A 15,278-nucleotide genomic window follows, 5' to 3' on the forward strand; every position below is an offset into this window, starting at 1 on the left:
ATGGTAAACAGAGAGTAGCGATCAGGTGGCGAAACCACAGCCACGGCACAATTTTGACGTTTAAATGCTTTACCATGACGCGCATCTTGTCCGAAAACCGTTTCACACTTTTCGGGATGCGCTCCAATAAATCGAACAGTTACGGAATCTTTTCCAATTCATCGGACATTGACGCAAACCGAGAGCACGCAACCGCAAGAAGGCAATGATCCGTTTTCTACTCAAATCCGTATTCTGGCTGTCGTTGGCATTCATCGTGATGCCGCGCTTCTTTCCTGCGGATGAGCAAAGCAAGCCGCAGGAGAAGCCAGCCATTGCCGAGACGAAGCGGGAGCCGGATTCAATCGACCAGCTTCTCGCCAATGGCAAAACCGCCGTGGAACTGGGCAAGCTGTGCATCGAAAACCCTTCCTTCTGCCAGAACGGCACCTCACTTGTTTCCAGCGCCGGAAGCGGCCTTCTGGGAGGAAGCCGCGCTGCCCTGGAATATCTGAGTGATCGTTTCGGCACAAAGCCGCAGCCGCCCGCGAGTGCGGAACCGTTTGCCACCGCACCTATGCAGACCGCAATCGGCATTCCCATCCCGACCTCGCGGGACGAAGCCCTGCGCGCGCTGGACCGTCGCCCGACTGGTTCCATTCAACGCTAGAGCGTTTTTTAAACGCACATCTTGTCCGAAAACCGTTTCACACTTTTCGGGATGCGCTCGAGTTTTCCGTGACCTTGCGGTGTTTCATGACTATATAAGCGGCAAGAAACTTCTTTCAGGCGAGTATCATGACCACGACCATCGATAGCATCATGTCCGATTTCGAATTTCTCGACGATTGGGAAGACCGCTATCGCTATGTCATCGATCTCGGCAAGGAACTGCCGCCTTATCCTGACGATGCGCGCGATTCTGCGCACAAGGTTCAGGGCTGCGTCAGCCAGGTCTGGCTGAAGACGCTGCCGCAAGACGGCAACGATCCGGTTATCGAATTTCTGGGCGATTCCGATGCGCATATCGTGCGCGGTCTGGTGGCCATCGTGCTGGCGCTTTATTCGGGCCAAAAGGCTTCGGACATTCTCGCCGCGGACCCGGAAGCCATCCTGAAAAAGCTCGGCCTAGATGAACATCTGACGCCGCAGCGCTCCAACGGACTGCGCGCCATGGTGGCGCGCATCCGTCGTGAAGCGGAGCTGGCGAAAGAATCAGCCTAGGAGCCCGTTCCAAACGTCGCCCTGTGCGGCTGCAAATGGCAATTTACCTGCGTTCCGGTGCTCATGTACCTAAAAGTACATTGCGCTCCGGTACTCGGAAATTAACATTTTCGCACTCACATGCCGCTTTTTGATTCAGGCTCTAAAAGTTTCTCGACCGACAAGGCTGCGGCAAGCAGCCTTTTGTCCGTGCCGCCACGTGCGCTGAGCATGAAGCCGGTCGGCAGCGTCATGCCCGGCGTCGGCACAGTGATGCTGCACAGGTCGAACTGGTTTCCGACCTGCGTATCACGCAGCAGCAGCCCTTCCACACGGTCATATTCAGCCTCATCATTGCTGACCGAAGCAATCGTCGGCGCAACAATCGGCGTGGCGGGCGTTACGAACATATCGAAGCCGCTCAGACGCGCGTCCATTTCACGAACAAGCGTAGCGCGCGTTTCCATGATCCCGCGATAGGTTTCCATCGGAACCTTGACGCGGACGGCCAGCGGGCGTTTCACGCGAATATCGACATTGGCATCAGGATCGCCAAGCCAGGTCGATGCATGGATATGACTTGCCTCGATCCCGGCGATGGAGCCGACGCGGGTTACCTCGCGCAGACGCTGGATCAGATCATCGACTTCCAGATCGGCAATGATCGCTCCTGCTTTTTCAAGAAGCGCAACGGTTGCCTCGAAGTGTCTTGCGACGTCCGGCTCCATATCGGCCAGAAGATAGCCCTTCGGCAGTGCGATGCGCAGCCCCTTGAGCGGCAGGCCGTCCGGCAAGACGGGCGCTTCGCCTGCCATAATCGCGTCGGTTATAATGGCATCGGCCACTGTCCTGGTCAGCGGACCAACGGAATCGAGCGACGGCGCCAGCGGAAATGCACCGTCCAGCGGAATGCGCAGCGCAGTCGGCTTGAAGCCGACAATGCCGTTCAGCGCTGCCGGAATGCGCACCGATCCGCCGGTATCCGAACCGATAGCGATTTCGCTGGTGCCTTCCGCTACCGAAACGGCCGCACCCGACGACGATCCGCCCGGAACACGCGTCGGATCAATCGCATTGCCCGGCTCGCCGTAATGCGGATTGAGACCGACCGGCGTGAAAGCGAACTCCGTCATGTGGGTCTTGCCGACAATGACTGCACCCGCATCGCGCAGACGCCGGACGATCGTGGCATCCTGCGTTGCCGGAGCCACATCGCGTCGAATAACCGAGCCGGCAAGTGTCGGCTCTCCGGCAACATCGAAGAGATCCTTGATCGAAACAATACGCCCATCGAGCGGGCTGACGGGGCGCCTATCGCGAAGGCGCGCATCGGAGGCATCCGCCTCAGCCCGCGCCTGTTGTGCATAGACCTTGCTGAAAACGTGTTCGCTTGCTGCCCGCGCTTCCAGTCGCGTCAGGATGCTTTCCAGCCGATCCCGTACCGAATTCATGTGATTTCTCCCCACTTCCCCAACGGGCACAGAGTCCCTTTGAGAAAGAGGCGATAGACCTGCCTCCGATAGCTGTCAATGAGGGTGCCGCCTCGTCAGCTCATATAGTCTGCGGTCGCATCTGTGGCCGGTAGTCGTCGGTTCCCCAATGCAGGACAACCGCTCTTCCCCGTTCCTTTTCGAGGTGAGGATTATAGTGCCGGTGCAGTGCGGCCAGACCGACCTTGAGCAGCATCTTGGCCGAACGAACCGGCCATTGCCGCTCTCGTTCCACGGTTTCGAGCCCTTTCAGAAAGCAGCAGACATCGACAAGAACACCGTTCAGCTCCGGTCCGACCGCCTCCAGTGCCCGCTCGACACGGATGCGGCTGGCCAGCGCGATATCCGTCAGCTCTGCCATGCCGCCCGGCCCGCTGCGCCCATCTCCGACGCGGGTGTCCCAGCGCATGGTGACGGATGGCATCAGCGATCCGCGTGTATAGTCAGCACGCAGTCTTTCACCGGCCAGAAACTCGCTTTCCGAAATGAAGGACGAACCATGCGCATTCTTGCGCCTGTAGAGCATGGCAAGCGGCGATTCCTCAAGATTGATCTCAACCCTTTCGCCCTGCTCATAGTCGATAGTCTGCAGGGTTCTTGCCGGGCGGGGCAATGACTTGCCGCCATCTTTCAACGGCCGGTTGGCGGGCTGCGATAGAACAAGCCGCTCCTCCTCCCAATGCAGTAATCCCCTTTTTTGCATGGCCTCCAGCTCGGCGCGTGAGGCGGCAATGGTCCCCTGTTCCGTCGCAAGCAAAACATGCGAAGCGCGAACGGAATCCTGAACCTCGCAGTCGCCATTCTTCAAAAACCGCATGATTCTCGTTTCGGATGCCGACAATTGAGTGGTCACGCCGCCATCCTCCAGGCCGTGAAGGCACTTTGCGCAATCCGTTCAAATGTCGAGACGATTGCATCGAAATCCGTATCGTCCCGCATGTCTTCCACCAGATGACAGGCATGCATGACCGTTGTCCGGTCCCGCGCAAATCCGGCGGCCACTTCGCGCATGGCCAGCCCGAAAGCCGTATGCGCAACATACATGCCGATCTGCCGAACACGGGCCACCTCACGCCTGCACCGCAGCGGCGACCGCAATTCAGCGCCGGAAACACCGAACATAGCCACAAGCAAATCGATAAGGGCATCACAGAGCACAAAATTCTCCTGCTCCCGCGAACGGTCGGCGATACCCTCCACCCTTTCGAGGCTAAGGCTTCGCCCATGCCGCGCAGCAAGCACCTTCAATGCTTCGAAAGCTTCCGCCCGCGTATGAATGACATCCGATAGTTCCAAAGACATTCATCTTTCCTCGCCATAATAGGAATATCTTCTTATACGGAGAAAAATGCAAGTGTGGATAAGTTTCGTGGAATAATTTGCCGTCTTTGGCTGGTTTCGACGCTTCTAACATAAGCTAAGGCCTTGTCATCGCGGCATAAACTGCTTCGATCGATTGCGATCCATAACTATTTTACAGAAGAATCCGGCAAAATCTAGGAATATTATCCAACACAATTCTGCATGGCTCATGCTCTTTCGCATCACGAAATGAGGATAATTGCCATGGAAGCGGATCTGAAACACGCCCGCACACTATTTTTTGCCCGGCAAAAACAGAATCAACTGACCGCGATGCAGCGCATTGCCTTGCAGATCATCGCCGGTATCGATCTCGATGAGGTTCTCACGGTACCGCAGGAAGAAAAAGAGCGCACCAAACGGCGGCTGACGCGCCTTATGGAAAGGGAACGTTTGAAAGGCATGTGTGGTCACTGGAGTTATGACCTGAACCGGCACATTGCGTTGAAACAGGCTTTCGACCGGATCGGATGAATAGTCCATTTGCTTCCGAAAATGCTCAGCCCAAAACAAAATGGCCGCTATCGAAAAGCATAAGCTCAACGATAACGGCCATTTCTATAAAGTTTTCAGAACAGATGCGGTAAAGCGCAGCTCGCTCGAAATATCGGAGCGATTAAGCGTCCTTAGGCTTGCGGCCCAGGCCCATCTTCTTCGCCAGACGCGAACGAGCAGCAGCGTAGTTCGGAGCAACCATCGGATAATTCGGATCGAGATCCCACTTTTCGCGGTACTGTTCCGGGGTCATGTTGTAATGGGTCATCAGGTGACGCTTCAGCGACTTGAACTTCTTGCCGTCTTCGAGGCAGATGATGTAGTCGTCATGAACCGACTTCTTCGGGTTGACGGCAGGCTTCGGCTTCTCAACAACGACAGGCGCTTCTTCGCGTTCGACGTGACGCTTGAAAGCGGCATGTACTTCAGCGATCAGCAGCGGCAGTTCGCCAGCGCGAATCGAATTATTGCCGACATATGCGGCTACGACATCTGCAGTAAGGCTTAGAAGCAGTTCTGCGCTCTCGTCGTGCGTGTCCAGATTTTCCATAAGGTAGATTTCCTTCTTACTTTTTATTGTTGCGTAATCGACAACTGGAGATCCCCGCCTGCCATCGTCGTTACGTATTCCAAAACTCTGCCCCATCCGTTCGCGATTGCGAATATCAGTTGATAATGTCATTTGCAATAGAATTGTCAAACCACATTACATTACCGACAAGTCTTTCTTCTTGAATCGGCAAATAGAAAAACTCGAACTCAACCTTACTAAGATTGGGAAACTTTGAATCGCGATGTGTTCGCGTCGCCGCTCCTGTCATTTATTGAAGGATATGGATGAAGCCGCAGTTCACTGCCGTGCTTCCTTTAATTTGCCCGGCAAGCGTTAGCAATAGTTTTCTCCCTCAAGTTTTCTTGTACGTCGTGCAAGACTAACATGTTTCCGTTACGTAGCTTTTGGCCGCAGAATCGGGCCTCAAAAAGGCATTGCCCAAATATATTTCAACGGAATCAACTCGCTTTCGCCTTTCTGGGCAACTATATAAACACCAGTATCACCCGCCAGAAGGCACGGCTTACCGGCCTTGCAGCAAATCGAAACAGTTTTCATCGGAATTGTGGATGTCTCAAAGCTCCCCCCAACTTCAACCACCGCATGCAGTCAAACATCCGGTCAATGACACCCGCCACGGGATCACACGCACCGACGACTATGCTTGGTTGCGTGCAGACAATTGGCAGGAAGTATTCAAGGACCCGTCGGTTCTGTCCCCTGAAATTCGCACGCATCTGGAAGCAGAGAATGCATATCAGGCAGCGCTGATGAAGGACACGGAAGCGCTACAGAAAAGTCTGTTCGCAGAAATGCGCGGGCGCATCAAGGAAGACGACTCCTCCGTTCCCGCCAAGGATGGGCCTTTCGCCTATGGCGTGTCCTATCGCACCGGCGGCGAGCAGCCCTATTTCATTCGCACGCCACGCGATGGTGGCGCGGAAACCATCCTTCTCGACGGTGACCTCGAAGGCAAGGACAAGGCCTATTTCCGCCTTGCATCAGCCGATCATGCGCCGGATCACAAGCTTTTGATCTGGGGTTACGATGACAAGGGTTCGGAATTCTACAAGCTGAAAGTCCGCGACCTGTCGTCCATGAAAGACCTTGAAGACATCGTCACCGACACGAATGGCGGCGGTGCGTGGGATGCGGAGAGCAAAGGCTTTTTCTATACGCGCCTCGATGAGAACCATCGACCGTCCAAGGTTTTCTATCACAAGGTGGGCACGGACCAGTCTGAGGACCGCCTGATCTACGAAGAGAAAGATCCAGGCTTCTTCCTCGGTGTCGGCGGCTCAGCGCTGGACGACTATATCTTCATCGACATTCATGACCATGAAACATCGGAATGCTGGCTCCTTCCCGCCAGCGATCCTGCGGCAAAGCCGCAGCTCGTCATGGAGCGCAAGACCGGTACGGAATATGACATCGCGCCGGGTGGCGACGTGTTCTACATCCTGACCAATGCGGATGGCGCCAAGGATTTCAAGATTTGCCAGGCACCGGCATCAGCGCCGCAGAAGGAAAACTGGGTCGAGGTCGTGGCGGAAAAGCCGGGGCGGCTGATCCTGTCGCACTCCGCCTACAAGCATCATCTCGTCTGGATGGAACGCGATAACGGCCTGCCGCGCATCGTGATCCGTGACCGCGAAACCGGCGAGGAACATGCCATCGCTTTCGACGAGGAGGCCTATTCGCTCGGCCTTCACGGCAGCGCCGAATATGATACGGATGTGATCCGCTTCTCCTATTCGTCCATGACAACGCCGGAACAGCTCTTCGACTACAATATGCGGACGCGCGAGCGGAAGCTTTTGAAGACGCAGGAAGTTCCTTCCGGTCACAATGCGCATGACTATGTCACGCGCCGGGTGTTCGCCAAGGCGTCGGACGGTGAACTGGTGCCGGTGTCCCTGCTCTATCACAAGGATACAAAGCTCGACGGCTCCGCGCCCTGCCTGCTTTATGGCTACGGCTCCTATGGCATCACCATTCCGGCAAGCTTCAGCACGTCGCGGCTCTCGCTCGTGGATCGCGGATTCGTCTACGCCATCGCGCATATCCGCGGCGGCAAGGACAAGGGTTTTGCCTGGTATGAAAACGGCAAGCGCGACAAGAAGGTGAATACGTTCACCGATTTCATCGCTGCCGCAAGGCACCTCGTTGCCGAAGGCTTCACCAGTCATGACCGCATCGTGGCGCATGGCGGTTCGGCAGGCGGCATGCTGATGGGCGCGATTGCCAATATGGCCCCCGACGCATTCGGCGGCATCATTGCTGAAGTGCCATTCGTTGATGTGTTGAACACGATGCTGGACGATACCCTTCCGCTGACCCCGCCGGAATGGCCCGAATGGGGCAATCCGATCACATCGGAAACAGATTACCGGATCATTGCCGGCTATTCGCCCTATGACAATGTCAGCCGTCAGGCCTATCCGGCCATTCTGGCCGTGGCAGGTCTTACCGATCCGCGCGTCACGTACTGGGAGCCTGCGAAGTGGGTCGCCAGACTGCGTGAGCTCAAGACCGACAACCATCCCGCCCTGTTCCGTATCAATATGGATGCGGGCCATGCCGGGGCGTCGGGTCGCTTCTCGCGACTGGAGGAAGTCGCCTATACCTATGCCTTCGCCCTCAAGGTGACAGGCAAGGCGGGCGACACGCTCTGAGCCACGAAAACAAGCATCGCGTCCGGTTTTTAGGATGCGATGCTTCCTTCATTTTTCGCATGTCTTGATCCCGAAACCGGTTCCCACTTTCGGGAGACATGCTCTGGAAAAATGCACTATTTCGCTTATGATCTTATAGTATTGTTCAATAGCTATTCTTTTTAGGGAGAGACCGATGTTGCGTCAGGTCATTGCTGTTTGCCTCACTTCCGCATCGCTTGCGGTTTCCGGCCTTGTCGCGCTGCCGATGTCGGCTGAAGCGCAGGTACGCAAGGATGTCAGCGAATATGCGGGCCAGCGTTGCAGCGTGCCGAAAAGAGGCAGCGGCATCATCGTCGGCCAGTTCAGCGGCGTGGACGACTCGCCCTTCATCACAGGCGGCGACGGACTGGTTCCGATAGACCGTGTCCGGTGCTTCAGCAGCATGTCTGAATGCAAGGGCTGGCTCTATACGATGCAGAGCAAATATACCAATGCTGGCGCCGCTACTCTGGTGCGTTGTACCAAGCGCTGAAGCTGAACATAAAAACTGCGGTTTTCATGAAGCCCCACGAATGGCATCCTCCCAACACTTGATGCATCGCCCTCGGGCGTCATCTTCGGTTTGGGAGGATCGGAAATGCAGCAGGCCAGTTATGTACATGGTGCGAGCGACAAGCTTCTCATCGGCAATACGATCGGTCGGCATCTCGACCAGATCGCGGAAAAATATCCCGACCGTCCTGCCGTCATCGTCCGGCACCAGAATATCCGGCTGACCTATTCCGAACTGAGACAACTGACCGACCGGCTTGCCGAAGGCTTCCTCGCCATCGGGCTTCGCCCCGGCGAACGTCTCGGCATATGGTCGCCGAACAATCTAGAATGGATTCTCACCCAGTTTGCGAGCGCAAAAGCGGGTCTGATCCTCGTCAACATCAACCCGGCCTATCGGGCGCATGAGCTGGAATATGTGCTGGGGAAAGTCGAGTGCGCAGCACTCATCCTCGCGCCGTCACTGAAAACCAGCAACTATATCGATATTCTGCGCAGCATCGTGCCTGAACTTGATGCAGCCCGGCCCGGTCATGTGATGTCCGAGCGGCTTCCCAATCTGCGATGCGTGATCCGGCTCGGTGCGGAACAGACGCCGGGCATGTTGAATTTCGACGAGGTCACCCAATCCGGCGACGAAGTCACCGGGCAAGAACTGGCGCAGCTTTCCGAAGAACTGCAATTTGACGATCCCATCAATATCCAGTTCACCAGTGGCACGACCGGCAGCCCGAAGGGTGCGACGCTCTCCCACCACAATATCCTCAATAACGGGTTTTTCGTCGGCGAAGCGATGCAACTTTCCGAACAGGATCGGCTCTGCATCCCGGTGCCATTCTATCATTGCTTCGGCATGGTGCTCGGCAATCTTGCCTGTGTGACCCATGGTTCCTGCATGGTGATCCCGAATGACAGTTTCGATCCACTCCTGACGCTCCAGACCGTTGAAGAGGAGCAATGCACCGGCCTCCATGGCGTGCCGACAATGTTCATTGCCATGCTGGATCACCCGGAATTCAGCCGTTTCAACCGCTCAAGCCTGCGTACCGGCATCATGGCCGGATCGCCCTGCCCCATCGAAGTGATGCGGCGTGTGGTGAGCGAGATGCACCAGAGCGAAATCACCATCGCCTATGGCATGACGGAAACCAGCCCGGTCAGCTTTCAGAGTTCGACGAACGATCCACTGGAACGACGCGTTTCCACCGTCGGGCGCATCCATCCGCATCTGGAGGTGAAGATCGTCGATGCGGATGGCAAGCTTTTGCCGCGTGGCGAAAAGGGCGAATTGCTGACGCGGGGCTACAGCGTCATGCGCGGTTACTGGAACGACGCGGAAAGTTCCGCTGGCGCCATAGACGATGCGGGCTGGATGCACACGGGAGACCTCGCCACGATCGACGACGAAGGCTATTGCAATATTGTCGGGCGCATCAAGGATCTTATCATTCGCGGCGGCGAGAACATCTATCCCCGCGAGATAGAAGAGTTCCTCTTCACCCATCCAGCGATCAGCAATGTCCAGATATTCGGTATTCCCGACCGCAAGTTCGGCGAAATCATCTGTGCCTGGGTCAAGCTGCACAAGGATGGCGAGCTTTCCGAAGAAGAACTGATTGAATATTGCCGGCAGCGCATCGCGCATTACAAGGTTCCGGCCCATATCCGCTTCGTGGATCAGTTTCCGATGACCGTAACCGGCAAAATCCAGAAATTCGTCATGCGGCAGGTCATGATCGAAGAACTGGAATTGCAGGAAATTCGAACAGCGTAATTATCTCGTCACCTCACGAGCCATATGCTCCAAGAGCGGGATGTTTATAAGTTTTATCGTCGTCTCGCTCTAAGTTTTTGTTTGAGCACGATTTTATCCGAAAGGCGGTTCCCACTTTTCGGAATCATGTTCTAGGTGTTTCATCTTTTGACGGAACCATATCCGGCATTTTCGAGATAGTTTTGGCATTCGGCGAGCTGAATGGCTTCGACCAACCTGCCGATATGACGCCATATGTCGTCGATGGTGCACTTTTGTGCATTTCTCATCCAGTGTTTAATCTTGGAGAAGGCCTGTTCGATCGGATTAAGGTCCGGCGAATAGGGTGGCAGGAACCAGAGCCGCGCACCGGCTGCTTTGATCAATTGTCGGATGGTTGCCGACTTGTAGCTGCCGAGATTATCCGTTTTCCGTTGACCTCTGATGTCAGCTGTTCGCTATTGAGATCAACGACAGAGGCGCTATCTCGCGGGGCTGGCAGCAGACAGGAAGGATCAAAATTGAAGATGACTTCTCCCTGACGACCAAAACCGACGAGTTGCGGCGCGCATTTCGGGATCGCCCTGCCCCCCCGTATTCGCCTACGTGTCCTCAAGCGGCCCCTCGCCTTTCCGCACAATCTTGGGCTTATCCTTAAGTAAGCCATCCGGCCCGAAAGTCGCTGAAACGACAACTCTCCCCGTTGCGCCTGGCGGAGAGATGAGACAGGAATCAACCGTCTTCTGGAGACTTGCAACCAAATTATCCGGTTGTTGCGCCATCGTCGGCGCGTGTACGATTGCGAAAACTCCCGCGGTTATCGCCAAACGAGCCCAAAACCGTCTGCATATCATGCGTTAACCGCCTTCCCGCTTGGGATACATCTGCGATGAACAGTTCGCCGCTACCGCACGCCAGGTTCTCACAAACGACGTTTACGATACCTGTTTCATTCAGGATCAGACATCTTCTGCCTGATTTCGGAGAATTTTGCAGCCATCGTCGGATTCCCACGCGTAAGTCGCTTGACCGTCAGGTCCTCAGCCTTGTCGTTTGCCAGCCTCAGATTGTTGGCCGACTTGTGAAGCGCATCTTTCGTTTTTTCCAGATCCTTGATGGCCTCATCAATACGTCTGACTGCTTCCTCGAAGCCTTCTGAAGCCAGTCGCCAGTTACGCCCGAATGCAGCTTTGAAGTCGTCGAGCTGGGATTCAAAGTTTGTAATGTCGATGTTTTGCGCCCGCACCAGTGCCAGTTCCGTCTTGTACTTGAGCGAACTCATTGCCGCATTGCGCAATAGCGTAATGATTGGGATGAAGAATTGCGGTCGAACAACATACATTTTTGGGTAGCGGTGAGATACGTCGATGATCCCGGTGTTATAGAGCTCACTCTCAGGCTCAAGCAGCGAAACCAGAACGGCATATTCGCAACCCTTCGCGCTACGGTCCTTGTCGAGCTCTTTGAGGAAATCTTCGTTCCTCTTCTTGGTCGCTGTTTCGTCGTTCTCATTCTTCATCTCAAACATGATCGAAACAATTTCCGAACCTGCATCGTCTAGATCGCGGAAGATAAAATCCCCCTTGCTGCCATCGCGTGCGTCATTGTCCTTTTCAAAGTAAGCGCGTGGAAAAGCGGTAGCGCGAATGCGGTCGAATTCGGTCGCGCAATGCTGTTCCAGCGTCTCACCGATCATTTTTGTCGACAGTTTCGCTTTCATGTCCCTCAGACGCTCGATTGCCTCGTCGCGGTCCTTAAGCTGTGTTTCGTATTTATCCTTAAGGGCTGTTTCGGCAAGCTGCTTTTCAAGTGCGACACGATCCAGACCGCTCTTTAGTTCGTCTCGTTCTTTCTCAACTGCGCTGACAGCTTCGGTAAGAGCAAGCTTCTGTAAAAGCTCGCCCGCGTTAAGTTTAGCCGTCAGGCTTTGGATCTCGGCATCTTTGGTTGAAGCGGCTTTCTGTAATTCCGCAATAAGCTTCGCCTCAGCCAGTTTTGACGCAGCCTCCTGCTCACGTCTGGAATTTTCAAGATCGTTCAAAAGGGCATCGCGTTCTTTCTCCACGATGCTCAAAGCCTCGGCCACCGCCAATTTCTGTGTGACTTCCCCAGCTTCGAGTTTTGCCTTCAGTTCCTGGATTTCAAAATCCTTGGCTGAAGTCGCTTTCTGCAATTCACTGGTAACTTTGGCCTGTGCCAGCTCGACGGCGCTCCGCTTGTCCTGTTCAGCCAACTCCAGACGTTCGTGCAGCTGCTTCTCAAAATCACTATCGCGAACCTGTTTCAGGATATCTGCATAGCCAGCTTCGTCGATCTTGAATGCTTTGTTGCAATGCGGGCAGATGATTTCATGCATATTTATGTCCTTTGGCTTTGCTGCCAGCCTGTCGAAGAATTAGGGTATCTGTCCGTCATCGTAGCCGCTGCGGTGCTTTCCGTGCAGCCACAGAGCGAGGGGACCAATTATTGCGCCGTTTACAATAAGTTGGGAGTAATCAGCGCAACCGTCGGAAAATATGTTCGGTAACGTCCGACATCTCGCGTCAACAGTGGTATTTGCTGAACTGCTGCATGCGCGCCAATGAAAAAATCGGGCAGAACACCAGTTCGCGAGCCCCCTGCTCTTCGATATTGGGTAAAGACTTTGCCTGCCAGAAAAAGCGCTTCTCTGGGAAGCGAGGCCATTTGAAGGCCGGCAGCCTCAATAAAATGATCCAGGTCTTCAATTCGTTCATAACGAACTGCGAGTTCTGCGTAGATCACTTCATTAATCAGCAACGGTCCCGTCAGACTTGCGGTTTCAAGTTGGCCAATCGACCATTCCGCCCACTGTGGATCATCTGTCGCAAGATCCAGAAGAACGTTTGTGTCAACCAGAGTCACGTTTCACCACGTGTCAGCGCCATAATTGCATCTGTGTCGAGTCCCTTGCCGGCGTGACCGCGCAGCTTCTGGAATCGATTTAGTGTTCTTGGCGCATCAGCTTTAACAAGAAATACATTTCCATCGGACGTTCTATGAAAATCTACTTTGGTTCCAGGCTTGATTCCGAGCAATTCCCGAACTGCTTTTGGAATCGTAACTTGGCCCTTCGATGTCACCGTCGTTGTCATTGCCACACCTTTGTAATACCATTTTAAAATAAGGTATTACCATTACAGCTCGATTTCAAGCGCCCAAAAAGATTCTGCAGCTGTGTGCATGGAGTGCAGGTGAAACCACGCGCGATCCCTGAATTCCCAGATCGTATTGTGCGAGACGGACATACCTCGCTCGGTCAACGCCGCCTTCAGGCCATGCAACGTCAGGTGCGGGTTCTCGGCGAGCCGTTGCACAATGATATCACGATGCGGTTCGAGTATCCGCTTGCGATGGCCGCCCATCTTGCCGGGACGAACCGATCCGGTCGCACGATGGCGCTGCGATCATTTCACAACTGAAGACGCGGCAATTTCAAACCGCGGCGCCACGCAACGAACGCTTTCGTCGCTCAGCATGGCTGAAACAACGCGCTCGCGAAGATCATTCGATATCGGTGCGGTCATCGGATGCTGGCCTTCATCCAGCCAGAATCAATGAGAGCCCATGTCCGTGGTCTGCATAGTGGCTCGTCTCGCAATTTGTTGGCAACGAGGGTTAGCTTTGCAGCCAGAGCCTCAAACATAGGAGACGAGCCGTGGTCGATGATACTGCACTTTATGTTGGTTTGGATGTGAGCAAGGAAAAAATCGTGGTCGACCTTGCGGAAGCAGGTCGCAATGGAGAGGTTCGCTATTACGGCGAAATTGCCAACCGCGCTGATGCTGTGCGCAAATTTGTCGATAAGCTGGCGGGGCGTCACGAGCGCTTGTGCTTTTGCTACGAGGCCGGCCCGACGGGTTATGGATTGTATCGCCAGCTTTCAGGTCTCGGCCATGAATGCCTTGTCGTCGCACCGTCGCTCATTCCAACGCGTCCGGGGCTTCAGATCAAAACGGATCGCCGCGATGCGCTGGCGTTAGCTGCTTTGTTGCGCGCCGGTGAGCTGTCATCCATCTGGGTTCCCGACGAGACGCATGAGGCCATGCGCGATCTTTGCCGGGCGAGGGAAACGGCGGTCTCTGATATGCGACGGGCACGCCAGCATCTCTTGTCATTTTTGCTTCGCCACGGCCGGATCTTCGAAGGCCGCTCTCATTGGACAAAAGCACATCGCAATTGGCTGGCGACCCAGCGGTTCGATCACCGGGCGCAGCAAATCGCCATGGAAGAATATATTCGTGCCATCGAGCAAATCGAGGAACGGCGTGAACGGCTGACCCAACAGATGCTGGCGCTCCTGCCTGACTGGTCGCTCAACCCCGTGGTGGAAGCGATCCAGGCTTTGCGCGGTGTCGCACAGATATCGGCGGTGACCCTGGTCTCGGAGATCGGTGACTTCAGACGCTTCAGAAACCCACGTCAATTCATGGCCTGGCTGGGACTGGTCCCCAGGGAGCATTCCACAGGCGCAAGCGTCGTGCGTGGGTCCATTACTAAGGCGGGCAATACCTGGGCGCGGCGCATGCTGGTCGAAGGCGCATGGACCTATAGATTGCCAGCGCGTGTCGGCCAGGAAATTCTGAAGCGAAGCGAGGGGTTGCCTGAAGAGATCAGGGCAATCGCCTGGAAGGCTCAAGTACGGCTATGCCAGCGATACCGGCGTATGCAGGCCGGTGGCCGTCCCACCAATATCGTCATCGTTGCAATCGCACGTGAGCTTGCTGCCTTCGTCTGGGCGATCGCAACGACCATTCCCGTCACGCCAACAAAAGCCATCTGACGAGGGACCACTCAACACCAAGAAGGAGAAAGATTTACTTCCATCAAACTGCCTATTGTTGGGCGCGGCGGCCGGTCAGGGCAACCCTCGTTGTGATTCAGCGAGCCTGAAAAATGGCAACACGCGTTAACGTGAGACAGAGGAAGGCCCGAGACGAACCACGGTCCTGCGGTATCCAACCCGCGCATCAGAGTCTGATCAACCGTCGTCTCAATGCCGCCGCGTCCTGCAATAGGCAGCCCATTAGTCCTGACGCCAAAAGGCGAGACGGAAACCTATGCCAAAATCCTTGAAAACGGACATGAGATCACAACAAAACTGATTTGGGACCGCTGCCGATTCAGAAAAAAACGGAAATGCTCTAATATTTTCGCTCATGGCGGCTTGCAATGCGAAGGCGAGAATGCATATTACGTAAACGTAAGATTTTTGG

14 protein-coding genes and 2 pseudogenes are annotated in these 15,278 nt (G+C 55.0%); 7 read left to right on the top strand and 9 right to left on the bottom strand.

What is annotated here, in order from left to right; genetic code table 11:
- Positions 1-205 precede the first annotated feature (205 nt).
- Together HWX93_RS12745 and HWX93_RS12750 are read left to right on the top strand one after the other, a co-directional pair.
- Entirely contained in the window at positions 206-649 is a 444-nt protein-coding gene (locus HWX93_RS12745) for a hypothetical protein (RefSeq protein WP_176037540.1), read from the top strand.
- A 128-nt stretch (positions 650-777) separates the two neighbouring features.
- Positions 778-1,203 (top strand): SufE family protein, encoded by a 426-nt coding sequence (locus HWX93_RS12750; RefSeq protein WP_109987919.1) that lies wholly within the window; start codon positions 778-780, stop codon positions 1,201-1,203.
- Between the two features lie 116 nt (positions 1,204-1,319).
- Here HWX93_RS12750 and HWX93_RS12755 read toward each other — a convergent pair whose 3' ends face one another.
- The 3 genes from HWX93_RS12755 to HWX93_RS12765 all read right to left on the bottom strand — a co-directional run bounded on the left by HWX93_RS12755 (position 1,320) and on the right by HWX93_RS12765 (position 3,968).
- Positions 1,320-2,633 carry an amidase gene (locus tag HWX93_RS12755; RefSeq protein WP_109987918.1) on the bottom strand — a complete coding sequence of 438 codons (1,314 nt, stop codon included), beginning with the start codon at positions 2,631-2,633 and terminating at the stop codon, positions 1,320-1,322.
- A 100-nt stretch (positions 2,634-2,733) separates the two neighbouring features.
- Entirely contained in the window at positions 2,734-3,525 is a 792-nt protein-coding gene (locus tag HWX93_RS12760; RefSeq protein ID WP_176037541.1) for a DUF6456 domain-containing protein, read from the bottom strand.
- On the bottom strand, positions 3,522-3,968 hold the full coding sequence (locus tag HWX93_RS12765) for a helix-turn-helix domain-containing protein (protein ID WP_176037568.1): 447 nt from the start codon (positions 3,966-3,968) through the stop codon (positions 3,522-3,524). The genes HWX93_RS12760 and HWX93_RS12765 overlap by 4 nt, the downstream gene beginning before the upstream one ends.
- Before the next feature lie 270 nt (positions 3,969-4,238).
- Between HWX93_RS12765 and HWX93_RS12770 the strand changes: the two genes are divergently transcribed.
- The gene (locus HWX93_RS12770) at positions 4,239-4,508 is read left to right on the top strand and encodes a cytoplasmic protein (protein WP_109988025.1); all 270 of its coding nucleotides are present in this window, start codon (positions 4,239-4,241) and stop codon (positions 4,506-4,508) included.
- 142 nt (positions 4,509-4,650) lie between these two features.
- Here HWX93_RS12770 and HWX93_RS12775 read toward each other — a convergent pair whose 3' ends face one another.
- A complete protein-coding gene (locus HWX93_RS12775; RefSeq protein ID WP_010661576.1) occupies positions 4,651-5,079 on the bottom strand; it encodes a MucR family transcriptional regulator in 429 nt (142 codons plus the stop codon).
- A 572-nt stretch (positions 5,080-5,651) separates the two neighbouring features.
- Here HWX93_RS12775 and HWX93_RS12780 point away from each other — a divergent pair.
- The 3 genes from HWX93_RS12780 to HWX93_RS12790 all read left to right on the top strand — a co-directional run bounded on the left by HWX93_RS12780 (position 5,652) and on the right by HWX93_RS12790 (position 10,065).
- Positions 5,652-7,757, top strand: coding sequence for a S9 family peptidase (locus tag HWX93_RS12780; RefSeq protein ID WP_176037542.1), 2,106 nt, complete (start codon positions 5,652-5,654; stop codon positions 7,755-7,757).
- Positions 7,758-7,932: 175 nt separating this feature from the next.
- A complete protein-coding gene (locus HWX93_RS12785) occupies positions 7,933-8,271 on the top strand; it encodes a hypothetical protein (protein ID WP_176037543.1) in 339 nt (112 codons plus the stop codon).
- Between the two features lie 105 nt (positions 8,272-8,376).
- On the top strand, positions 8,377-10,065 hold the full coding sequence (locus tag HWX93_RS12790) for an AMP-binding protein (protein ID WP_176037544.1): 1,689 nt from the start codon (positions 8,377-8,379) through the stop codon (positions 10,063-10,065).
- A gap of 140 nt (positions 10,066-10,205) precedes the next feature.
- Here the strand turns inward: HWX93_RS12790 and HWX93_RS12795 are convergent.
- The 5 genes and pseudogenes from HWX93_RS12795 to HWX93_RS22990 form a co-directional block, all read right to left on the bottom strand.
- Positions 10,206-10,469, bottom strand: a pseudogene (locus HWX93_RS12795) (transposase); the annotation flags it as partial.
- Positions 10,470-10,993: 524 nt separating this feature from the next.
- Positions 10,994-12,400, bottom strand: coding sequence for a DUF2130 domain-containing protein (locus HWX93_RS12800; protein WP_109987912.1), 1,407 nt, complete (start codon positions 12,398-12,400; stop codon positions 10,994-10,996).
- 119 nt (positions 12,401-12,519) lie between these two features.
- On the bottom strand, positions 12,520-12,927 hold the full coding sequence (locus tag HWX93_RS12805) for a type II toxin-antitoxin system VapC family toxin (RefSeq protein ID WP_109987911.1): 408 nt from the start codon (positions 12,925-12,927) through the stop codon (positions 12,520-12,522).
- A complete protein-coding gene (locus tag HWX93_RS12810) occupies positions 12,924-13,157 on the bottom strand; it encodes an AbrB/MazE/SpoVT family DNA-binding domain-containing protein (protein ID WP_109987910.1) in 234 nt (77 codons plus the stop codon). The genes HWX93_RS12805 and HWX93_RS12810 overlap by 4 nt, the downstream gene beginning before the upstream one ends.
- Positions 13,158-13,268: 111 nt before the next feature.
- A pseudogene (locus HWX93_RS22990) lies at positions 13,269-13,589 on the bottom strand (IS630 family transposase); the annotation flags it as partial.
- A gap of 131 nt (positions 13,590-13,720) precedes the next feature.
- Between HWX93_RS22990 and HWX93_RS12820 the strand changes: the two are divergent.
- A complete protein-coding gene (locus HWX93_RS12820; protein ID WP_151556501.1) occupies positions 13,721-14,845 on the top strand; it encodes an IS110 family transposase in 1,125 nt (374 codons plus the stop codon).
- The last annotated feature ends 433 nt before the right edge of the window (positions 14,846-15,278 follow it).

The organism is Brucella tritici (genome assembly GCF_902825325.1).
GTDB lineage: Bacteria > Pseudomonadota > Alphaproteobacteria > Rhizobiales > Rhizobiaceae > Brucella.

Coding starts and splice junctions, on each gene's coding strand:
- HWX93_RS12745 (WP_176037540.1), top strand. CDS start 206: ATGATCCGTTTTCTACTCAAATCCGTATTCTGGCTGTCGTTGGCATTC.
- HWX93_RS12750 (WP_109987919.1), top strand. CDS start 778: ATGACCACGACCATCGATAGCATCATGTCCGATTTCGAATTTCTCGAC.
- HWX93_RS12755 (WP_109987918.1), bottom strand. CDS start 2,633: ATGAATTCGGTACGGGATCGGCTGGAAAGCATCCTGACGCGACTGGAA.
- HWX93_RS12770 (WP_109988025.1), top strand. CDS start 4,239: ATGGAAGCGGATCTGAAACACGCCCGCACACTATTTTTTGCCCGGCAA.
- HWX93_RS12775 (WP_010661576.1), bottom strand. CDS start 5,079: ATGGAAAATCTGGACACGCACGACGAGAGCGCAGAACTGCTTCTAAGC.
- HWX93_RS12780 (WP_176037542.1), top strand. CDS start 5,652: ATGTCTCAAAGCTCCCCCCAACTTCAACCACCGCATGCAGTCAAACAT.
- HWX93_RS12785 (WP_176037543.1), top strand. CDS start 7,933: ATGTTGCGTCAGGTCATTGCTGTTTGCCTCACTTCCGCATCGCTTGCG.
- HWX93_RS12790 (WP_176037544.1), top strand. CDS start 8,377: ATGCAGCAGGCCAGTTATGTACATGGTGCGAGCGACAAGCTTCTCATC.
- HWX93_RS12800 (WP_109987912.1), bottom strand. CDS start 12,400: ATGCATGAAATCATCTGCCCGCATTGCAACAAAGCATTCAAGATCGAC.
- HWX93_RS12810 (WP_109987910.1), bottom strand. CDS start 13,157: ATGACAACGACGGTGACATCGAAGGGCCAAGTTACGATTCCAAAAGCA.